This is a genomic window from Cellulomonas sp. S1-8 (assembly GCF_026184235.1).
In the GTDB taxonomy this organism is placed as follows: domain Bacteria; phylum Actinomycetota; class Actinomycetes; order Actinomycetales; family Cellulomonadaceae; genus Cellulomonas.
Genome location: NZ_CP110806.1, coordinates 4,308,101 through 4,328,545, shown reverse-complemented (window position 1 = coordinate 4,328,545; position 20,445 = coordinate 4,308,101). Strand labels below are relative to the sequence as shown.

The following is a 20,445-nucleotide window of genomic DNA, read 5'->3' as shown; positions in this document are numbered from 1 at the left end:
ACCGCACGCCGCTCGTCCCGCAGGACCCGACCACCCGGAAGGACCTCGACCGTGACCCTCCAGAACGACCCGCCCCGACTCGACGGCGACGTGACAGAGGCCCTGCTGCGGACGCGGCGGTTCTTCCGCAAGAGCGAGGTCTCGCAGGACCTGCGGACGCTGCACCAGATCGGCGGGCGCGACGCCGACACGTTCTACCGGGACCGGTGGAGCCACGACAAGGTCGTCCGCTCGACGCACGGCGTCAACTGCACGGGCTCGTGCTCGTGGAAGGTGTACGTCAAGGACGGCATCATCACGTGGGAGTCGCAGCAGACGGACTACCCGTCGGTCGGCCCGGACTCCCCGGAGTACGAGCCGCGGGGCTGTCCGCGCGGCGCCGCGTTCAGCTGGTACACGTACTCCCCGACGCGCGTCCGCTACCCGTACGTGCGCGGCGTGCTGCTGGAGATGTACCGCGAGGCGAAGGCGCGTCTGGGGGACCCGGTGCTCGCGTGGGCGGACGTCGTCGACGACCCGGCCAGGGCCAAGCGCTACAAGCGGGCCCGCGGCAAGGGCGGCCTGGTACGCGCGACGTGGGACGAGGCGACCGAGATGGTCGCCGCCGCGCAGGTCCACACCATCAAGCGGTACGGGCCGGACCGGGTTGCGGGCTTCTCGCCGATCCCCGCGATGTCGATGGTGTCGCACGGCGCCGGCGCGCGGTACCACTCCCTGATCGGCGCCCCGATGCTGTCGTTCTACGACTGGTACGCCGACCTGCCGGTGGCGTCCCCGCAGGTGTTCGGCGACCAGACGGACGTCCCGGAGTCGGGCGACTGGTGGGACGCGGGCTACCTGATCATGTGGGGCTCGAACGTGCCGGTCACGCGCACGCCGGACGCCCACTGGATGATCGAGGCGCGCTACCGCGGGCAGAAGGTCGTCGCGGTGAGCCCCGACTACGCGGACAACACGAAGTTCGCCGACGAGTGGCTCGCGGTCGCGCCCGGCACGGACGGCGCGCTCGCGATGGCGATGGGTCACGTCACGCTCAAGGAGTTCTTCGTCGACCGGGAGGTGCCGTACTTCGCGGACTACGTCCGACGGTTCACGGACCTGCCCTTCCTCGTCCGGATCGACGAGCGCGACGGGCGGTTCGTCCCGGGCAAGTTCCTCACCGCCGAGGACCTGCCGGGTGCAGAGGCGACGAGTGAGAACGCGGCGTTCAAGACGGTCCTGCTCGACGCGCGGACCGACATGCCGGTGGTCCCCGGCGGCTCCCTGGGCCACCGCTACGGCGAGGAGGGCGTCGGGCACTGGAACCTCGAGCTCGGGGACATCGAGCCGCTGCTGAGCGCCGGCGGGCCCGTGGTCGGTGAGGCCGGGCGCTCCGAGGCGGTGCTGGTCGAGCTGCCGCGGTTCGACGCGCTGGACGGTGCGGCGGCGGTGGCGCGGCGCGGGGTCCCGGTCCGGCGCGTCGGCGAGCACCTCGTGACGACCGTGCTCGACCTGCTGCTCGCGCAGTACGGCGTGGGACGCGACGGTCTGCCGGGGGAGTGGCCGACGGGTTACGACGACGCGTCGCAGGGCTGCACGCCCGCCTGGCAGGAGCAGTTCACGGGCGTCCCCGCGGCGAAGGCCGAGCGGATCGGGCGGGAGTTCGCCGCCAACGCGGAGGAGTCGCGCGGCCGGTCGATGATCCTCATGGGCGCCGGGACCAACCACTGGTTCCACTCGGACACGATCTACCGCGCCTTCCTCACGCTCACGACCCTGACGGGGTGCCAGGGCGTCAACGGCGGCGGCTGGGCGCACTACGTCGGCCAGGAGAAGGTCCGCCCGGTGACGGGTCAGCAGATGTACGCGACCGCCAACGACTGGGCGCGTCCGCCGCGCACGATGATCCAGACGGCGTACTGGTACCTGCACACCGACCAGTACCGCTACGACCCGTTCAGCGCCGACACCCTCACGGCGGCGACGCCGGGCACGGGCGGCGCGTTCGCGGGGATGACGACGGCCGACGTCATCGCGAAGTCCGCGCGCATGGGCTGGATGCCGTCCTACCCGACGTTCGACCGCAACCCGCTGGACATCGCGGCCGACGCCGAGGCTGCGGGCCTGCCGGTGGGCGAGTACGTACCGCGCGAGCTCACCGAGGGCCGTCTGCGGTTCTCCGCCGAGGACCCCGACGCCCCCGAGAACTGGCCGCGCGTGCTGACGGTGTGGCGCGCCAACCTGCTCGGCTCGTCGGGCAAGGGCAACGAGTACTTCCTGCACCACCTGCTCGGTGCGGACTCGAACCTCCTCGGCACGGAGGCGCCACCGGACGCCCGTCCCCGGGACGTCGTCTGGCACGGCGAGGCCCCCACGGGCAAGCTCGACATGCTGCTCTCGCTCGACTTCCGCATGACGAGCACGACGATCTACTCCGACGTCGTCCTGCCCGCGGCCACCTGGTATGAGAAGCACGACCTCAACACCACGGACATGCACCCGTTCGTGAACTCGTTCAGCCCTGCCATCGCACCGCCGTGGCAGACCCGCACGGACTTCGAGATCTTCCACACCCTCGCCAAGGAGTTCTCGCGGCAGTCCGTGAAGCACCTCGGGGTCCGGCAGGACGTCGTCGCGGTCCCGCTGACGCACGACACCCCGGACGCGATGGCCAACCCGCACGGGCGCGTGCGGGACTGGAAGGCCGGGGAGTGCGAGGCCGTCCCGGGCAAGACGATGCCGAAGCTCGTCGTGATCGAGCGCGACTACCCGGCCGTCGCCGCGAAGCTCGCGACCCTCGGCCCGATCCCGGACACCGCGGGCCTGACGACCAAGGGCGTCACCTTCGACGTCACGGAGGAGATCGAGTACCTGCGGCGCAAGAACGGGGTTGCGCGCATCCCGGCGGGGGCGCCGGGCGCGGTCGCGGACGGTCGCCCGCTGCTCTCGCGCGACGTGCACGCGTGCGAGGCGATCCTCGCGCTGTCCGGCACGACCAACGGGCGGCTCGCGGTGCAGGGGTTCCACACGCTCGAGAAGCGCACGGGCACGAAGATGGCCGACCTCGCTGCCGAGCACGAGGGCAAGCAGGTCACGTTCGCCGACACCCAGGCCGCCCCGACGACCGTCATCACGTCACCCGAGTGGTCCGGCACCGAGCACGGCGGCCGGCGGTACTCCCCGTTCACGATCAACGTCGAGCGCCTCAAGCCGTGGCACACCCTCACGGGGCGGCAGCACTTCTACCTCGACCACGACTGGATGACGGAGCTGGGGGAGGGGCTGCCGGTGTTCCGGCCGCCGCTGAACATGCAGGCGCTGTTCGACGAGAACGCGCTGGGCGACGTCGGGGAGGTGGACGGCACCGCGACCCTCGGCGTGACGGTCCGCTACCTGACCCCGCACAGCAAGTGGTCCATCCACTCCGAGTACCAGGACAACCTGTTCATGCTGTCGCTCTCGCGCGGCGGCCCCGGCATCTGGATGAGCGACCTCGACGCGGCCAAGGTCGGCATCCGCGACAACGACTGGGTCGAGGCCGTCAACCGCAACGGCGTGGTGGTCGCGCGGGCGATCGTCTCGCACCGCATGCCCGAGGGGACCGTGTACATGTACCACGCGCAGGACCGGCTCATCGACGTGCCGCGGACGGAGAAGACGGGCAAGCGCGGGGGCATCCACAACTCGCTGACCCGGCTGCTCATCAAGCCCAGCCACCTCATCGGCGGGTACGCGCAGCTCGCGTACGCGTTCAACTACCTGGGCCCGACGGGCAACCAGCGCGACGAGGTGACGGTCGTCCGTCGCCGGTCGCAGGACGTGGAGTACTGACATGCGCGTGATGGCTCAGATGGCGATGGTCATGAACCTCGACAAGTGCATCGGGTGCCACACCTGCTCGGTGACGTGCAAGCAGGCGTGGACCAACCGCACCGGCACCGAGTACGTCTGGTTCAACAACGTCGAGACACGCCCGGGGCAGGGCTACCCCCGCACCTACGAGGACCAGGAGAAGTGGGAGGGCGGCTGGACGCTGAACAAGAAGGGCCGGCTCCAGCTCAAGGCCGGTGGCCGCCTGAAGAACCTGCTCACGATCTTCGCGAGCCCCAAGCAGCCGTCGATCGACGAGTACTACGAGCCGTGGACGTACGACTACGAGAGCCTGACGAACGCGCCGCTGCAGGACCACGTGCCCGTCGCACGCCCGAAGTCGCTTCTCAGCGGCAAGGACATGCAGGTCGGGTGGAGCGCCAACTGGGACGACGACCTGGGCGGCTCCCCGGAGCTGACGACCGCGGACCCGATCCTGCGACGCGTGTCCGACAAGGTGAAGCTCGAGTTCGAGCAGACCTTCATGTTCTACCTGCCGCGCATCTGTGAGCACTGCCTCAACCCGTCGTGCGCCGCGTCGTGCCCGTCGGGCGCGATCTACAAGCGGGCCGAGGACGGCATCGTGCTGGTCGACCAGGACGCGTGCCGCGGCTGGCGCAAGTGCGTCACGGGCTGCCCGTACAAGAAGATCTACTTCAACCACAAGACCGGCAAGGCCGAGAAGTGCACGTTCTGCTACCCGCGCATCGAGGTCGGCCTGCCGACGGTCTGCTCGGAGACGTGCGTCGGGCGGCTGCGGTACATCGGCCTCGTCCTGTACGACGCGGACAAGGTGCTGGCCGCCGCGTCCGTGACCGACGAGCAGGAGCTGCTCGCGTCGCAGCGGGCGGTGTTCCTCGACCCGAACGACCCGGAGGTCCAGCGCGAGGCCGAGCGCGCGGGTATCGCGCACGACTGGGTGGAGGCCGCGCAGCGCTCGCCGATCTGGGCGCTCATCAACACGTACGAGGTCGCGCTGCCGCTGCACCCCGAGTACCGGACGCTGCCGATGGTCTGGTACATCCCGCCGCTGTCGCCCGTCGTCGACGTCGTCCAGGAGACCGGCGTCGACAGCGAGGACACGTCGAACCTCTTCGCGGCGATCGACACGCTGCGCATCCCGGTGGAGTACCTGGCCGAGCTGTTCACCGCCGGGGACCCCGCACCGGTCACGGCGGTGCTCAAGCGGCTCGCGGCGATGCGCTCGTACATGCGCGACCTCAACATGGGCCGCCCGGGCAACCCGCGGATCCCGGCGTCCGTCGGCATGGACGAGGCGACGATGTACGAGATGTACCGCCTGCTCGCGCTCGCCAAGTACGACGAGCGGTACGTCATCCCCGCGGCGCACGCCGAGCAGGCGCACGGGCTCGAGGAGCTGGCCACCGAGTGCAGCCTCGACTACGACGGCGGGCCGGGCATGGGCGGATCCGGGCCGTTCGGGGAGGGTTCGGGCGGGCAGGACCCCCTCGCCGTCGAGAACTTCCACATGCTCCAGCAGCGCCAGACGACGGACACCGTCGCCGACCCCGACACCAGGAAGGCACGCGTGAACCTGCTCAACTGGGACGGCAAGGGCTCGCCCGCGGGGATGTTCCCGCCCAAGGACGGCCCGGACGGCGCGAACCTGCGCGAGCCGGACGGCGACGACGACGCCGCACGTCTCGACGGGGGTCGCTCGTGAGGCGGCTCGCGCGGCGGACCGCCGCGCGCCACGCCGCGACGCGCGAGACGGCGCTCGCGCACCGCGTCGCCGCCCTGGTGCTCGACTACCCGGACGACGAGCTGCTCGCGATGCTGCCGGACCTGCGCACCGCGGTCGCGACGCTGCCGCCCCGGCTGCGCGTCCCGCTCGAGCAGGTCCTCGACCACCTCGGCGCGCAGCCGCCGACCGTGCTCGCGGCGCAGTACGTCGAGACGTTCGACCTCGCGCGACGTCGGGCGCCGTACCTGAGCTACTACTCCCACGGCGACACCCGCCGGCGGGGTGTCGCGCTCGTCGAGTACAAGCAGGCCTACCGTGCCGCGGGCTTCGAGCTCGAGGCCGACGAGCTGCCCGACCACGTCGCCGTGGTCCTGGAGTTCGCGTCGACCGGCGACGAGGCCGCGCAGGAGTCCGGGCTGCGCCTGCTCCTCGCGCATCGCGCGAGCCTCGAGCTGCTGCGGCTGGCGCTGCTCGACGCGGGCTCGCCGTGGGCCGGTGCGCTCGTCGCCGTGTGCGCGACGCTCCCGCCGCTGGACGGCGACGACCGGGAGGCCGTCGCCCGGCTCGCCGCCGAGGGTCCGCCCGGGGAGGACGTCGGTCTCGAACCGTTCGCGCCGCCGGCGTCCGTCCCCGACTCAGGAGCCCGCCGATGACCACGACCTTCGACACCCTGCTGTGGGTCGTCGTCCCGTACGTGTGCCTCGCTTTCTTCGTGCTGGGACACATCTGGCGCTACCGGTACGACCAGTTCGGGTGGACGACCCGCTCGTCCCAGCTCTACGAGCGCCGGCTGCTGCGCTGGGCGAGCCCGCTGTTCCACTTCGGGATCCTCGCGGTGTTCCTGGGCCACGTCATGGGCCTGGGGATCCCGAAGGCGTGGACCGAGGCGGTCGGCATGAGCGAGGAGATCTACCACTTCCTCGCCGTGAGCATCGGTGCCGTCGCGGGGTTCAGCACCGTCGTCGGGCTCGTGCTGCTGATCTACCGCCGCCGCACGGTCGGGCCCGTGTTCCGGGCCACGACGCGCATGGACAAGGTCATGTACCTCATGCTCGCGGTCGTGATCTTCCTCGGCATGTGGAACACGGTGGCCGGGTCGGTGCTCAACCTCGGGGGCCACTACGACTACCGCGACGGCGTCTCGGTGTGGTTCCGCGGCATCTTCCGGTTCGACCTGCACCCCGAGCTCATGGCCGACGCACCGCTCGGGTTCCAGCTGCACGGCATGGCCGCGATGCTGCTGTTCGCGCTGTGGCCGTTCACCCGCCTGGTGCACGTGTTCAGCGCGCCGATCGGCTACCTGTGGCGGCCGTACGTCGTCTACCGCTCGCGTACCGATCGCCTCGGGGCACGGCAGACGCGCCCGGGGTGGGACCGCGTCCAGCGCAAGGAGTCGTCGCGCCGCTGACGGGCCCTAGTGTGTGACCGCGCACGCCCGCGCCACGCACGCCAGACCCGTGAAGGACACGCCCGTGACGACCGACAGCACTCCCGCCTCACGCCCCGACGCGTCGGTGTCGGCCCCCTCGCCGTACGGGGCCGCACCGGTGTTCGGGGCCCCTGCGGCGCCCGGCGACGAGGGCACCCAGCCGCTGCAGCACGACGCCCGCCGCCCCCCGCGCTGGTGGGGCAAGGCCCTGGCGATGGCGGTGCTCGCCGTGTTCGTCGGGATCTTCCTGTGGGGGGCCCTCGGCGCCCTGCAGAGCCTGCTGGTGAACCTGCTGATCGCGTTCTTCATCGCGCTCGCCCTCGAGCCGATCGTCGTGTGGCTGGTGCGGCACGGGTGGAAGCGCGGTGGTGCGGCCGCGTTCGCGCTGCTGGGCGGCCTGGTCGTGACGCTCGTGGTGTTCGCGCTGTTCGGCAACCTGTTCGTGCAGCAGCTCGTGCAGCTCGTCAGCAGCCTGCCGGACCTGTACGCCTCCGCGCAGACGATGATCCAGGACCGGTTCAACGCCGAGATCCCGGACGTCGAGGACCTGCTGCAGCAGGCGGCCGAGCAGTGGGGGTCGGAGGTCGCGTCCGGTGCGCTGCTCGTCGGCACGACGATCCTGGGCGGCATCTTCGCGTCCCTGACCATCCTGCTGGTGGCGTACTACCTGCTCGCCGCCGGGCCCCGGTTCCGTGCGTCGCTCTGCCGCTGGCTGACCCCGAACCGCCAGCAGGAGGTGCTGCGGCTGTGGGAGGTCACGCAGGTCAAGGTGTCGGACTTCATCAACACGCGCATCGTCCTGGCGGCGATCGCGACGGCGACGACGTTCGCGTTCCTCGCGATCCTCGGGACCCCGTACTCGCTGCCGCTCGCGCTGTTCACGGGCGTCGTCTCGCAGTTCGTCCCGACGATCGGCACCTACCTCGGCGGGGCGCTGCCCATCGCGGTGGCGCTGACGTCCCAGGGCGTCCCCCAGGGCCTGGGGGTGCTGGCGTTCATCCTCGGCTACCAGCAGGTCGAGAACCTGTGGCTGGCCCCGAAGGTCTCGGCGCGGGCGCTGGAGATGAACGCGGCGGTGTCGTTCGTCGTCGTGCTGGGGTTCGGTGCGGTGTTCGGCGCGCTGGGCGCGTTCCTCGCCCTGCCGATCGCGGCGACGATCCAGGCGGTCGCGAACACGTACGTGCAGCGCCACGAGCTGGTGCAGTCGCACATGCTGCACGACCCCGGGGAGGACGAGTCGGGCGGGGACCCTGCGGGACGCGGGGACCTGGAGAAGACCCGGGCGGCCGCGCGGACGGCCGACAGGCGTCGCGGCGACGAGGGTCGCGTCGACAAGGGTCAGGCCGACGAGGGTCAGGCCGACGAAGGTCGGGCCGACGAGTCCTGACGCCGCGGGCTGCTGCGCGCGTCAGGGTGCGCGTCAGGGTGCGTGCAGCAGCCCCAGCACGTCGCGCAGCCGCGCGGCGTCCACCTGACCGGGGGCGCTCGCGGCACCGACGCTGCCGAACGTCAGCGCCGACCCGAACACCCCGCCCGCGAGCCGCGTGACCAGCCCGAGGCGCCCCATGGCGACGGTGACGACGGGCCGGTCGGCGTCGCGCGCGAACGTGCGGGTCGCGGTGAGCAGCGCGAGGACGTCGTCCACGTCGTGCGGCATGACCGCGACCTTGCACACGTCGGCGCCGACGGCCCGCTGGCGACGCAGCACCGCGACGAGGTCGTCGGCGGGCGGCGTCGCGGCGAAGTCGTGGTGCGACACGACGACGACGAGCCCCGCCGCCTGCGCGTCGGCGACGAGCCGCTCGACGCCCGGCGTGGCGAGCTCGACGTCGACGGCGTCGGCACCCACCCCAGCCGACCCGGCGGCCCCGTCGATCACCGCGCGCACGGTGCGCACGTACGCCTCGTCGCCGGCCGGTTGCGCACCGCCCTCGCGCGCCGAGCGGAACGTCGCGAGCAGGGGCACGTCCGCCGGGAGCGCGTCCCGGACGGCCACTACCGCCGCCCGAACGAGTCCTGTGTCGTCCGCCGAGCCCGTCAGGTGGTCGAGGCGCAGCTCCACGACGTCCGCGACCCCGGCCGGCAGCGCCGCGGCGGCCGCCGCTGCGGCGTCGGGGGAGTCCGCCACCAGCGGGACGCACACCTGCGGGGAGCCGCCGCCCAGGGTCGCACCGCGCAGGCGCAGGACACCGTCGCTCGTCGTCATGACCCTGATTCTCGCCGCACACCGGCTCCTCGCCGCACACGCCGCACGGTGCCGCGTGCGCGCGGGGCGTCCGCGACCTCGCGGGAGGGCTCAGGCGTAGGACTCGTCCTCGAACGTCGCCCACACGTGCTTGCCCGACGCGTCCGTCCACCAGCCCACGTCGGCCGAGAGCTGCCGCGCGATCTTCAGCCCGAACCCACCCGCGCCGGGCTCCCGGTCCTGCGCGAGGAACGGGGCGTGCGTCGTGTCGTTGTCGGACACCACGACGAGCACGGCGTGCCCGTCGACCAGCAGGTGGACCTGCGCCGGGGGGTTGCCGTGCGCGAGGGCGTTGGTCGCGAGCTCGGAGGTGACGAGCACGACGCTGTCGGGCAGGCCGCCCCCGCCGCTGCCGGGTGCCGGCGCGGACGCGGCGAGCTGCTCGCGCAGGTCGGAGCGCATGGCGTGCAGCTCCGTCGCGCTGTCGAGCACCCAGCGCCGCAGCGGGACGAAGACCTCCGGCGGGTGGGACGACGGCAGCGGGTGACCGCCGCGGTGCGGCGACAGCGCGTCGTCGGGCGGCAGCGTGGGCGGTGGGGTGGGCGCGTGGCCGGTGCCGGCGGGGGCGTCGGAGGGCGCGGCGCAGGGGGCGGTGAGCTGCTCCTCGTCGCTCATGTCCCACCCCTTCTCCCGTGCTTCGTGGCCCGGCGTCCCGGCCACGGTAGGCGTCCTGGACCGATCCCACCACCGTGGGCGCGCCGGGCCCCGAGGGAAGATGGACCGCCGTCCAGCCTGCGGGTGCCCGCCGCGCGGTAGGGGGGCACGCGCGAGCGTACCGGCGCGACGCCCGGGTGTCGGTGGTCGTGGGTAGCGTCGGGAGGGTCCGGCGGCGGTGCGGCCGACGGGCTCCGGCGGCTCGATGCGCCGGTGCGGCAGGGCCTCGACCGGGCCCGTGACGGTGGCAGGGGTGGACGATGCGGTTCGGGTTCGTGGGCAGCTTCGGGTCGGTGCACGAGGTCGTCGAGATGGCCGTCGCGACCGAGGAGCACGGCTGGGACGGGTTCTTCACGTGGGACGGCGTGGACCTCGGGGGGATGGACGCGTGGGACCCGTGGGCGGTGCTCGCGGCTGCCGCGGTCCGCACCGAGCGCGTCACGCTGGGGGCGTTGGTGTTCGCGCTGCCGAGGCGCCGGCCCTGGGTGTTCGCCAAGCAGGCCGTGACGGTCGACCACCTGTCGGGCGGTCGGCTGGTGCTGCCGGTCGGGCTCGGCGTGCCGACGGACCGGGCCGTCGCGAGCGTCAGCGGCGAGGCGGCGACGCTGCGCGAGCGCGCGGAGCGGTTCGACGACGCCCTGACGGTCCTCGACCGGTCCTTCTCGGGTGAGCGCTTCGACGTCCAGGGCCACCACCTCACGGTCGAGGGCCTGCAGCTGCGACCGACACCCGTGCCGCGCCCCGACGGGTCCGCGCGCATCCCGCTGTGGGTCGTCGGCTCGTTCCCCTCCGAGCGGTCGATGGGGCGCGCGGCGCGGTTCGACGGCGTCGTGCCGCAGCACCGCGGTGCGCGCGCGATGGACCCGCTCACGCCGCAGGACGTCGCGGAGGTCGTCGCGTGGGTGCGGGAGCACCGCCCGGCCGACGCCGGACCGGCCGACGTCGTGCTGCACGGGGCGCTGCCGGCCGATCGCGGCGCGGCGCGGGAGCACGTCGCCGCGCTCGCGGAGGCGGGGGCGACCTGGTTCGTCGACGCGCTGTGGGACCCGGCCACGGCGACGCCCGAGGCGCTGCTCGCGCGGGTCCGTCAGGGGCCGCCGGTGCTGTGAGGCTCCCCGCGAGCCCGTCAGGCGGTGAGCAGGGGCAGGGGTTCGTCGGGGTCGTCCTCGGGCTCCGGGCGCAGGGCGCGGAACACGGCCCACGCGACCCCGACGACGGGCACGGCGACGACCGCCCCGACCAGGCCGCCGACGAGCGTCCCCGCCGACACGACGACGCCCACGACCATCCCGTGCAGCCGGATGTGCCGCCCCATGATCAGCGGCTGCAGCACGTGCCCCTCGAGCTGGCCGATGAGCGCGATCCCGATCCCGACCGCGACCATCGACCACAGCCCGTTCGCCGCCAGTGCCACGAGCATCGCGACGACCATCGCGGCCGGCGCCCCGATCAGCGGGATGAACCCGCCGATGAACACGAGCACGGCGAGCGGCCCCGCGAGCGGCACGCGCAGGACGAGCAGCAGCGCGAACGCGAGCGCCCCGATGCACAGGGCGGTGTAGAACGCGCCCCGCGTGTACCCGCCGAACGCCCGCCACGCGGCGGTCCCCGCGGTCCGCAGCCGCGGCCGGGCCGCCGCGGGCAGCTGCCGCACGGTCCACGTCCACATCTTCGGCCCGCCGGCAAGGAAGCACGCGGCGCAGAACACGCCGAGCGCGATCACCATGAACCACACCAGCACCGACCCGACCTGCGCGGCGGCGCTGCCCGCGAGCGACCACCGGTGCGCGGCCCACCAGTCGGCGAGCACGGCGAACCAGTGGTCGATCTCCTCGTCGCTGACCGTCACGGGCAGCCGCCCGCTGCGCAGCAGGTCCAGCAGATCCTCGACGCCGGCCTCGATGGCCGTGCCCATGTGCTGCCACTGCCCGGCGACGGCCACGACGACGAACGTCAGCAGCCCCGCGACGCCCAGCGCGCCGACGAGCAGCGCGAGCGCTGTCGCCGGGCCGGCGGGCAGCCAGCGGCGCAGGTAGGCCGCGACGGGCCCGAGCACGGCGGTGACGACGAGCCCGAGGAACAGGGCGATGAGCACGAGCTGGATCTGCACGCCGGCCCACACGACGATCGCGATCACCGCGCACGCCGCCACGACCCGCCACGACCAGGCGCCCGTGACCGCCAACCAGCGGGGCACGAGCGGCGAGGGGTCAGGCTCGGCGGTGCGCGGACCGTGGCCCGCGGACCCGCCGTCGTCCGCACCGCGGGGTGACGTCACACGAGCACGCTAGCGGTCCGCCGCCCCGCGTCCCACCCCCCCGGGCGCTCGGGTGTCCGCCGAGGTCAGGGGGCCGGGCGGGTCGCCGGGCGCGTCATCGGGAAGATGAGCGGCCCGCTGGGCGCCAGCGGGACGGGTGGGTGCGCGTCGGTGTACCCGCGGGCCGTGTAGTAGCCGACGTTGGCCTCGTTGGTCGTCTCGAGGTACGACGGCACCCCCGCGGTGTCGAGGTCGGCGAGGAGCGTGCGCATGAGAACGCTGCCACGCCCGGCGCGCTGCAGGTCCGGGCGCACGCCGAAGGCCTCGACGTACCAGCAGTCGGCCGGCACGCCGCGCGCCGTGAGCTCACCGAACCGGATGATCCCGAGGCTGTGCTCGCGGGTGCGGACGGCGATGCGGGCGATCCGCCCGGTCTGCCGCAGCCAGCGCGCGAGCGGCATCGGGTAGGCGCCGGGCCCGTAGAGCGCGAGGACGCCGGTGACCTCGTCGCCGAGCTTGGTGGCCATGACGCGCCCGTACCGCAGGCCGTCGGCGAGCGTGAGGCGGTAGACGGCGCGCAGCTCGAGCTCCCGGCGCGCGCGCACGGGGAACAGGTGGCGGTACCCCGGGTCGTCGGCGAGGGCGGCCGCGAGGACGGCCGCGGCCTGCGTCCGGTCGCGTGGATCGAGCGGTCCCACCGTGTCGGGCGGGTCAGCGCGCTGCTTCCCGGTCGGGCGTCCCCCTGCGTCCATGAGGGCATCGTCACCCGGACGTGCGTCCAGGTGCAACCGTGACATACGGGATCGCGCAGGTTCCACCCGATCCCCCGTTGGGGAGGACGGGTGAAGATCGCACCGGAACCCGCACGCGGGTCCGCTCCGAGGTGCCAGGCTCGGGGCGTCTCCTGCGTCCGCGCCACGACGTCGTGCGCGCCGCACCGCCCCCGGCGGTCGCCACGCAGGACCCGACGAGGAGGACGGCGACGTTGCGAGCGGTACGGACCACAGGACACGGGCACGCCCGGCGGTGGGTGGGCGCAGCCCTGCTCGTCGCCCTGACGACGACGGCGACGGCGTGCGCACCGGGCACCCCGGACCCGCGCCCCGCCGCCGAGGCCCTCGCGGCGGCCCTCGGGTCCGGTGACTTCACGGGCGTGCCCCTCGCCCCCGACGCCCCGACGCCCGACGACCTCGCTGCGACGCGCGCCGCCGTCGTCGAGGGCCTGGGCGAGTCCACGGCGACCGTCGAGGTCGGCGACGTCACGGTCGCGGACGACGAGGCGACCGCGACCGCGGCCCTCGAGGTCACGTGGGACGTCCCGTGGACCGACGAGGACTGGACGTACCCGGCGACCGCGCAGCTCGTGCGCGACGACGAGGACGACGAGCAGCCGTGGCGCGCGCGCTGGGCGCTGCCGCTGCTCGCCCCCGACCTGACCGCCGGGGAGCGGCTCACGGTGAGCCGGCAGGCGGCGGAGCGCGGCGACGTGCTCGGGCAGGGCGGCGCGGTCCTCGTCGAGGCCCGGCCGGTCTCGCGCGTCGGCGTCGACAAGACGCGCCTGCCGGAGGCCGAGCTCGACGGCGCCGCGCGGGGCCTGGCCGCGGCGCTCGCCATGGACGGCGACGCGTACGCGGCCCGGGTCGCCGCGGCAGGGCCCAAGGCCTTCGTCGAGGCGATCACGGTGCGCTCCGGCGACCCCGCGTACGACGTGGTCGCGCTGGGCGCCCTGCCGGGTGTCGGCGTGGTCCCGGACGACCTGCCGCTGGCGCCGACCCGGACGTTCGCCCGCGCGATCCTCGGCACGGTCGGCGACGCGACGGCCGAGATCATCGAGGCGTCGCAGGGTGCCGTCGCCGCCGGGGACCTGGCGGGGATGTCCGGGCTGCAGCGTCAGCACGACGCGCTCCTGCGCGGCACGCCGGGTGTCACCGTGCACGCCGTCGCGGACGGGTCCGGGGCGCAGCGCGTCCTGCTCGCCGTCGACCCCGTCGCGGGCGAGGCCCTGCGCACGACGCTCGACCCGGCGCTGCAGCAGCGCGCCGAGGACGTCATCGGCGCCCTGCTGCCGGCCTCCGCGATCGTCGCGGTGCGCCCGTCGACGGGCGAGGTGCTGGCCGCCGCCAACGGCCCCGGCAGCGAGGGCCTGTCGACGGCGACCGTCGGGCAGTACGCGCCCGGCTCCACGTTCAAGGTGGTCAGCGCGCTGGCGTACCTGCGGGGCGGCCTGACCCCCGAGTCGACCGTGAGCTGCCTGCCGACCATCACGGTGGACGGCCGCACGTTCCAGAACTTCCCCGGCTACCCGGCGTCCGCGCTGGGCGACGTGCCGCTGCGCACCGCGTTCGCGCACTCCTGCAACACGGCGTTCATCGGCTCGCGCGAGATGGCCGACGAGGGCGGGCTGCTCGCCGCGGCACGCTCCCTGGGTCTCGAGCCGGCGGCCGACCTCGGCTTCCCGGCGTTCCTCGGGACCGTCCCGGACGAGGCGTCGCCGACGGCGCTCGCGGCGTCGGTGATCGGCCAGGGGCAGGTGCTCGCCTCACCGCTGGGCATGGCGACGGTCGCGGCGTCGGTCGGCGCAGGACGCACCGTGGTCCCGTACCTGGTGGCGGACGCCGCCGGTGGCGGGACGGTCGACGGCCAGACGGACGACGGCGAGACGGCCGACGACGCGACCGACGGTGCCGGGTCCGACGGCGAGACCGACGACGCCGGGAGCGAGGACGCCGGTTCCGCCGACCCCGAGACGCCCGACCTGCCGGCCGCGACCCCCCTGACCGCCGGGGAGGCCGCCGCGCTGCAGGCCATGATGCGGGCGGTCGTCACCGAGGGCGGCGCGAGCGTGCTGGCCGACCTGCCGGGCGAGCCCGTGCTCGCCAAGTCGGGCACCGCGCAGTTCGGGCAGGACGCCGACCTGCGGAACCACGCCTGGATGATCGCGGTCCAGGGCGACCTGGCGGTCGCGGTGTTCGTGGGCGAGGGGGACTACGGTTCGACGACGGCCGGTCCGCTGATGCGCGCGCTGCTGGCCGGCTGAGGGTCGGGCGGGCTGCGTCCGGCCCCCGCCGACGTCAGGAGGGGCGATGACTGCACGCCACGTGCCGGGGGAGCCGGGGTGGCTGCGACCGCTGCCCGGGACGGGTCTGACCGTGAGCGCGCTCGCGCTCGGCGGGAGCCCGCTGGGGGGCATGCCCCAGCTGTACGGGAAGGACGTGTCGCCCGAGCGCGGCATCGACACCGTGCGGGCCGCGCTGCACAGCGACATCCGGTTCGTCGACACCTCCAACGGCTACTCCGGCGGGGAGAGCGAGCGGCGCATCGGCGCGGCGCTGACGGCCGCGGGCGGCGTGCCCCCGGGGTACGTCGTCGCGACCAAGGTCGACCCGGACGGCGCGGACTACTCCGGTGAGCGCGTCCGCCGGTCCGTCGACGAGTCGCGCCGCCGCCTCGGCATGGACCACCTGCCGCTGGTCCACCTGCACGACCCGGAGTTCCACGAGTTCGACGACCTGACCGGCCCGGACGGCGCCGTCGAGGCGCTCGTCGAGCTGCGTGAGTCCGGCGTCGTCGGCGCGATCGGCCTCGCGGGCGGCCGCGTGCAGGAGATGGCGCGCTACCTCGCGCTCGGGGTGTTCGACGTGCTGCTCGTGCACAACCGCTGGACGCTCGTGGACCGGTCGGCGGGCGACCTGGTCGCCGAGGCGCTCGCGCAGGGCATGGGCGTGCTCAACGCCGCCGTGTACGGCGGCGGGATCCTCGCGCACCAGCACGGCGGCCCGACGACGTACGGCTACCGGCCGGCGCCGCCGGAGGTGCTCGCCGCGGTCGACGCGATGCGCCGCGTGTGCGCCGAGCACGGCACGGAGCTGGGCACCGCCGCGCTCCAGTACTCGCTGCGCGACGAGCGGTTCGCCGCCACCGTCGTCGGCATGTCCCGGCCCGAGCGCGTCGCGCAGACGCTGGCCGCGGCCGCCGTCCCGCTGACCGACGACCTGTTCGACGAGCTCGAGACGCTCGTGCCGCCGTCCTCGTCGTGGCTGGACCACCCCTTCGACGGCTGACCCTGCGGCGGCGCGGCCGACCGGTCGTCGGGGGCATGGATTACCGTTCTGGCGACGAGGGGGCGCGCGCCGCGCGTCGGGACGGAGCGAGGATGACCGACCGGACGGGCCCCGCGACCGCTGCACCCGGTACCGCTGGACCTCCGGCGGATCTCGACACCTGCGCCGACGAGCCGATCCACGTCCCCGGGTCCGTGCAGCCGCACGGCGTGCTGCTCGCGCTGTCGGAGCCCGACCTCGTGGTGCGGCACGCGTCGAGCAACGTCGCGGACCTCACGGGACGCGCGCTCGGGGACGTCGTGGGCGCGCCGATCGCGGACGTCATCGGGGCGGACGCCGTGCAGACGCTGCGCGCGCACATGCGGACGTTCGGGGAGCTGCGCGACCGCAACCCCGTGGTCGTGGACGTCGACGGGCCGCACGGGCCGGTCACCGTCGACGCCGTCCTGCACCGCGTGACCGTCGGTGGCCGGTCGCTGCTGGTCGTCGAGCTCGAGCCGGCGAGCGGCCCGCGGCCGTTCTCGTTCCAGAACACCTACCAGGCGGTCCGCGGGGCGCTCGAGCGGCTCAACCGCGCGGGCACGCTCGAGGAGGTCTACGACGCGGCCGCGCAGGAGGTCCGTGCGCTGACGGGCTTCGACCGCGTGATGGTCTACCGGTTCGACCCGGAGCACAACGGCGAGGTCGTCGCGGAGGACCGCCGCGCGGACCTCAACTCGTTCCTCGGCCTGCACTACCCCGCCTCGGACATCCCGGCGCAGGCGCGCGCGCTGTACGAGGCCAGCTGGGTCCGCCTCATCGCGGACGTCGGGTACACCCCGGCGCCCATCGTCCCGCCGGCCGACCCGGCGTCCGGCGAGCCGCTGGACCTCACGCACGCGGTGCTGCGCAGCGTCTCGCCCGCGCACGTCGAGTACCTGACCACCATGGGTGTGCGCGCCTCGATGTCGATCTCGCTGCTGCGCGACGGTCGGCTCTGGGGCCTGGTCGCGTGCCACCACTACACCGGCCCCCACGTGGTGCCCTTCGGGGTGCGGGCCGCCGCGGAGTTCCTCGGCTCGGCGCTGTCGCTGCGGCTCGTCGCGCGGGCGCAGGACCGTGAGCTGGAGCGCGAGCTCGCCGCGCAGGCCGAGATCGAGCGCGTCCTGCAGGTCGCCCGCGACCCCGACCGGGGCCTGGCCGAGGCGCTCGCGGGCGACGACCCGGGGCTGCTGGCGGTCGTCCCCGGGCACGGCCTGGTCGTGGTCGCGGACGGACGGACGGCCACCGCGGGCGACGCGCCCGACGACGTCGAGGCGCTGCGGGCCTGGGTGCTGGAGCAGCCGGACGCCGTGACGGTGCGGACCGAGCTGGGGAGGAGCGACCCGGCGCTCGCGGCCGCGCTGCCCGACGTCGCGGGCCTGCTCGCGGTGCGGCTCCCCGACGACCAGGTGATCGTCTGGCTGCGGCACGAGCAGGTGCGGGACATCGACTGGGGCGGGGACCCGCGCAACAAGGCCATCGCGCGCCGCGAGGGCGACGACGTGCGGCTGAGCCCGCGCAGGTCGTTCGAGCGCTGGCGCGAGGTCGTCCGTGGCCGGTGCGAGCCGTGGGCGCCGGAGCACGTGCGCGCGGTGGTGGACCTGCGCAGCCGGCTGCTCGAGGTCATGCTCGTGCGCAACCGCTGGCAGCTGGCTGCCGCGCAGGCCGTGCAGCTCTCGCTGCTGCCTGACCGGCTGCCGGACGTGCCCGGCTGGTCGTTGCAGGCGCGCTACGTGCCCGCCGCGGGCGGACGTGTCGGCGGCGACTGGTACGACGCGCTGGAGCTCCCCGACGGTCGGGTGGCGGTCGTGGTCGGCGACGTCGTCGGGCACGGCATCGGCGCGGCCGCCGCGATGGGCCAGCTGCGCAACGCGCTGCGCGCGTACCTGATGCGCAGCGGCGACCTGCGCGAGGCGCTCGTCGACCTCGACCTGCTCGCGCGCCGGACCATGCCGGACGACATGGCGACGGTCGTCGTCGCCGTCGTCGACCCTCTGACCGGGGAGGCGACGGTGGCCGCGGCGGGGCACCCGCGGCCCTTCCTGCTCTCGGCCGACGGGCGCGCGGTCCTGCTGCCGCTGACGGTGGACCGTCCCGTCGGGGTCGGGTCGGGCGACCCGCAGGTGCGTAGCCTGCACGTCGAGCCCGGCGGGGGACTCGTGCTGTACAGCGACGGCATGGTGGACTCGCGGTCCACCGCGCTCGCGGACGGCATGGAGCGGCTCATCGCCCACTTCGACCGCCCGGACCCGACCGTTCCCGTGGACGTCGACGAGGTCGTCGCGGACTGCCACGACCCGGACTCGAAGGACGACATGACGCTGCTGCTGCTGTGCCGGGACGTCGACCTGCCGGTGGGGGCGCGGCCGTGAGCGTCCGACGCGCGGCCGCTGGCGCGTTCTGGCGCGTGAGCCGCTGGACGCTGCGGACCGAGCGCGTGCCGCGGGACGGCGCCGGGATCCTCATCGGGGCCCCGCACACGTCCAACTGGGACTTCGTGCTGATGCTCGCGATCGCGTGGGAGGCGGAGCTGCCGTTCCGGTGGCTCGGCAAGCACACGCTGTTCCGGGGTCCCGCGGGGGTGCTGATGCGCGGCCTGGGCGGTATCCCGGTGGACCGGCGCGACCCCGCCGGGCTGGTGGACGAGGTGGTCGGCCGCATGCGCGCGGGCGAGCGCTTCTATCTCGTGGTGACGCCCGAGGGGACGCGCTCGGGCTCGGGGTGGAAGTCGGGGTTCTACCGCATCGCGCGCGCCACCGACCTGGCCGTGACGCTGGGCTACGTGGACCGCACGACGATGACGGCGGGGCTGGGACCGACGGTGACGCTCACGGGCGACGTGCGCGCCGACATGGACGTGGTGCGGGCGTTCTACGCCGACAAGTCGGGCTTCGTCCCTGCACGCCGCACGGAGCCCCGGCTGCGGGACGAGGGGCCGGCGGGCGACGGTTCTGCGGATGGCCCAGCGGATGCGGGCTCGGCCGACCCGACCTAACGTCGTGGGGTCACCGACGAAGGGAAGATCCCATGGGACTCGACGACAAGATCAAGCACGGCGCCGAGGAGGCCTCCGGCAAGGCCAAGGAGGCCTACGGCAAGGCGACGAACGACGAGGAGCGCGAGGCCGAGGGCAAGGCCCAGCAGTCCTCCGCGAACCTCAAGCAGGCCGGCGACGACGTCAAGGACGCCTTCCGCTGAGCTGATCCGGACCGTGTGCGGGTGTCCCCCGCGCCTGAACGCCCCCGCGTCGACGCCGACGCGGGGGCGTTCTGCCGTCCGCGGGCAGCGGGTGATCACCCGGACGGCCGCACGGGGTCGTCGTGCAGGACGCGACACACTCGTCCAGGGGTTGCAGATACCCGCCGTCCGGGTGAATTGGGCTCTTGTCCAAGACAGGTGATCCAGATCACTTCCGTTCTGCGTGAGAGCCGTCTAATGTCGGGGTTGTCAGCGAAACGGCAAACCCTCCGCAAGGAGGGGACGCAAAGCCACGGGACCCACGCGGTCAGCCGGGCTACCGAACGAAGGGTTCCCATCATGGACCAGCGCAACTCGGCCGCCGAGCCCCACGAGGCCCGCCCCCAGGTCTTCCCGATCGCCCGCTGGGCCACGATCGCGGCCCGCCTCGAGGCCTCGGTCAGCGTCCCCGCGCAGCGCGACGCACTCGCCGCCTGAGCACCTCCACCACCCGCACCACCCGCACCGTTCGGTGCACCATGGGGCCGATCTGCGACGACGCGTCGGCCGAGGGGTGACGGCGACCTTCTGCCCGTCCTAGGTTCCGAGAGCAGCCCGCGTCCGGTGCGGGCGCGACCGGGAGGCTCGGATGGACGTCGTCGACTCGCTCTGGGACTGGTTCCTCGTGATGGTGTTCTGGTTCCTGTTCTTCGCCTACCTGCTGATCCTGTGGCAGATCGTCACGGACCTCTTCCGCGACCGTGAGCTCAGCGGCTGGGGCAAGGCGGTCTGGCTCGTGTTCCTCATCCTCTTCCCGTTCCTGACGGCGCTCGTCTACACCGTCGCGCGGGGCAGGGGCATGAGCGAGCGGCAGATCTCGGCCGTGCACCAGGCCAAGGCGGACACGGACGCGTACATCCGCCACGTGGCGGCCGCGTCACCTGCGGAACAGATCTCCGGGGCGCGTGCCCTGCTCGACGCCGGCACGATCACCGCCGACGAGTACGCGGTCCTCAAGGCCAAGGCGCTCGCCTGACCTCGGGCTGC

At 73.8% G+C, this 20,445-nt stretch carries 17 protein-coding genes and 1 riboswitch; of the genes, 13 read left to right on the top strand and 4 right to left on the bottom strand.

All coding sequences use genetic code 11. From position 1 onward, the window contains the following. Positions 1 to 51: 51 nt before the first annotated feature. From OKX07_RS19460 to OKX07_RS19440, 5 genes are all read left to right on the top strand, one after another. Complete coding sequence (locus tag OKX07_RS19460) at positions 52 to 3,810, top strand: nitrate reductase subunit alpha (RefSeq protein ID WP_265629650.1); 3,759 nt, start codon at positions 52 to 54, stop codon at positions 3,808 to 3,810. Between the two features lies 1 nt (position 3,811). After that, complete coding sequence (narH, locus tag OKX07_RS19455) at positions 3,812 to 5,533, top strand: nitrate reductase subunit beta (protein ID WP_265629649.1); 1,722 nt, start codon at positions 3,812 to 3,814, stop codon at positions 5,531 to 5,533. Then, positions 5,530 to 6,207 (top strand): nitrate reductase molybdenum cofactor assembly chaperone, encoded by a 678-nt coding sequence (gene narJ / locus OKX07_RS19450; protein WP_265629648.1) that lies wholly within the window; start codon positions 5,530 to 5,532, stop codon positions 6,205 to 6,207. Before narH ends, narJ begins: the two co-directional genes overlap by 4 nt. Further along, the gene (gene narI, locus OKX07_RS19445; RefSeq protein ID WP_265629647.1) at positions 6,204 to 6,962 is read left to right on the top strand and encodes a respiratory nitrate reductase subunit gamma; all 759 of its coding nucleotides are present in this window, start codon (positions 6,204 to 6,206) and stop codon (positions 6,960 to 6,962) included. Before narJ ends, narI begins: the two co-directional genes overlap by 4 nt. Before the next feature lie 64 nt (positions 6,963 to 7,026). Beyond that, positions 7,027 to 8,370 (top strand): AI-2E family transporter, encoded by a 1,344-nt coding sequence (locus OKX07_RS19440; protein ID WP_265629646.1) that lies wholly within the window; start codon positions 7,027 to 7,029, stop codon positions 8,368 to 8,370. Positions 8,371 to 8,403: 33 nt separating this feature from the next. Here OKX07_RS19440 and aroD read toward each other — a convergent pair whose 3' ends face one another. After that, positions 8,404 to 9,189: a type I 3-dehydroquinate dehydratase gene (gene aroD, locus OKX07_RS19435; protein ID WP_265629645.1), complete on the bottom strand. Its 786-nt coding sequence runs from the start codon at positions 9,187 to 9,189 to the stop codon at positions 8,404 to 8,406. Positions 9,190 to 9,279: 90 nt separating this feature from the next. Next, positions 9,280 to 9,843, bottom strand: coding sequence for an ATP-binding protein (locus OKX07_RS19430; protein WP_265629644.1), 564 nt, complete (start codon positions 9,841 to 9,843; stop codon positions 9,280 to 9,282). A gap of 299 nt (positions 9,844 to 10,142) precedes the next feature. Between OKX07_RS19430 and OKX07_RS19425 the strand changes: the two genes are divergently transcribed. After that, positions 10,143 to 10,991 (top strand): LLM class flavin-dependent oxidoreductase, encoded by an 849-nt coding sequence (locus tag OKX07_RS19425; protein WP_265629643.1) that lies wholly within the window; start codon positions 10,143 to 10,145, stop codon positions 10,989 to 10,991. 17 nt (positions 10,992 to 11,008) lie between these two features. On the opposite strand, the gene OKX07_RS19420 is transcribed toward OKX07_RS19425, so the two are convergent. After that, a complete protein-coding gene (locus OKX07_RS19420; protein WP_265629642.1) occupies positions 11,009 to 12,160 on the bottom strand; it encodes an AI-2E family transporter in 1,152 nt (383 codons plus the stop codon). A gap of 65 nt (positions 12,161 to 12,225) precedes the next feature. Next, positions 12,226 to 12,891, bottom strand: coding sequence for a GNAT family N-acetyltransferase (locus tag OKX07_RS19415; protein WP_265629641.1), 666 nt, complete (start codon positions 12,889 to 12,891; stop codon positions 12,226 to 12,228). 278 nt (positions 12,892 to 13,169) lie between these two features. Between OKX07_RS19415 and OKX07_RS19410 the strand changes: the two genes are divergently transcribed. The 7 genes from OKX07_RS19410 (at position 13,170) to OKX07_RS19380 (ending at position 20,434) form a co-directional block, all read left to right on the top strand. Continuing rightward, positions 13,170 to 15,176 (top strand): penicillin-binding transpeptidase domain-containing protein, encoded by a 2,007-nt coding sequence (locus OKX07_RS19410; RefSeq protein ID WP_265629640.1) that lies wholly within the window; start codon positions 13,170 to 13,172, stop codon positions 15,174 to 15,176. Between the two features lie 46 nt (positions 15,177 to 15,222). Then, entirely contained in the window at positions 15,223 to 16,200 is a 978-nt protein-coding gene (locus OKX07_RS19405; RefSeq protein WP_265629639.1) for an aldo/keto reductase, read from the top strand. A gap of 92 nt (positions 16,201 to 16,292) precedes the next feature. Further along, positions 16,293 to 18,593, top strand: a complete 2,301-nt coding sequence (locus tag OKX07_RS19400; RefSeq protein ID WP_265629638.1) for a SpoIIE family protein phosphatase — start codon at positions 16,293 to 16,295, stop codon at positions 18,591 to 18,593. Continuing rightward, positions 18,590 to 19,216, top strand: a complete 627-nt coding sequence (locus OKX07_RS19395; RefSeq protein ID WP_265629637.1) for a 1-acyl-sn-glycerol-3-phosphate acyltransferase — start codon at positions 18,590 to 18,592, stop codon at positions 19,214 to 19,216. Before OKX07_RS19400 ends, OKX07_RS19395 begins: the two co-directional genes overlap by 4 nt. A 32-nt stretch (positions 19,217 to 19,248) precedes the next feature. Beyond that, on the top strand, positions 19,249 to 19,419 hold the full coding sequence (locus OKX07_RS19390) for a CsbD family protein (protein ID WP_265629636.1): 171 nt from the start codon (positions 19,249 to 19,251) through the stop codon (positions 19,417 to 19,419). A gap of 249 nt (positions 19,420 to 19,668) precedes the next feature. Then, positions 19,669 to 19,743: riboswitch (cyclic di-GMP riboswitch) on the top strand. Between the two features lie 15 nt (positions 19,744 to 19,758). Then, on the top strand, positions 19,759 to 19,896 hold the full coding sequence (locus OKX07_RS19385; RefSeq protein WP_265629635.1) for a hypothetical protein: 138 nt from the start codon (positions 19,759 to 19,761) through the stop codon (positions 19,894 to 19,896). 151 nt (positions 19,897 to 20,047) lie between these two features. After that, positions 20,048 to 20,434 carry a PLDc N-terminal domain-containing protein gene (locus tag OKX07_RS19380; protein ID WP_265629634.1) on the top strand — a complete coding sequence of 129 codons (387 nt, stop codon included), beginning with the start codon at positions 20,048 to 20,050 and terminating at the stop codon, positions 20,432 to 20,434. Positions 20,435 to 20,445 lie beyond the last annotated feature (11 nt).

Bases quoted from the DNA above. Each gene is read 5' to 3' on its own strand.
- OKX07_RS19415 (WP_265629641.1), bottom strand. From the start codon at position 12,891: ATGGACGCAGGGGGACGCCCGACCGGGAAGCAGCGCGCTGACCCGCCC.
- narH (WP_265629649.1), top strand. From the start codon at position 3,812: ATGCGCGTGATGGCTCAGATGGCGATGGTCATGAACCTCGACAAGTGC.
- OKX07_RS19430 (WP_265629644.1), bottom strand. From the start codon at position 9,843: ATGAGCGACGAGGAGCAGCTCACCGCCCCCTGCGCCGCGCCCTCCGAC.
- OKX07_RS19425 (WP_265629643.1), top strand. From the start codon at position 10,143: ATGCGGTTCGGGTTCGTGGGCAGCTTCGGGTCGGTGCACGAGGTCGTC.
- OKX07_RS19390 (WP_265629636.1), top strand. From the start codon at position 19,249: ATGGGACTCGACGACAAGATCAAGCACGGCGCCGAGGAGGCCTCCGGC.
- narI (WP_265629647.1), top strand. From the start codon at position 6,204: ATGACCACGACCTTCGACACCCTGCTGTGGGTCGTCGTCCCGTACGTG.
- OKX07_RS19405 (WP_265629639.1), top strand. From the start codon at position 15,223: ATGACTGCACGCCACGTGCCGGGGGAGCCGGGGTGGCTGCGACCGCTG.
- OKX07_RS19385 (WP_265629635.1), top strand. From the start codon at position 19,759: ATGGACCAGCGCAACTCGGCCGCCGAGCCCCACGAGGCCCGCCCCCAG.
- OKX07_RS19380 (WP_265629634.1), top strand. From the start codon at position 20,048: ATGGACGTCGTCGACTCGCTCTGGGACTGGTTCCTCGTGATGGTGTTC.
- OKX07_RS19400 (WP_265629638.1), top strand. From the start codon at position 16,293: ATGACCGACCGGACGGGCCCCGCGACCGCTGCACCCGGTACCGCTGGA.
- aroD (WP_265629645.1), bottom strand. From the start codon at position 9,189: ATGACGACGAGCGACGGTGTCCTGCGCCTGCGCGGTGCGACCCTGGGC.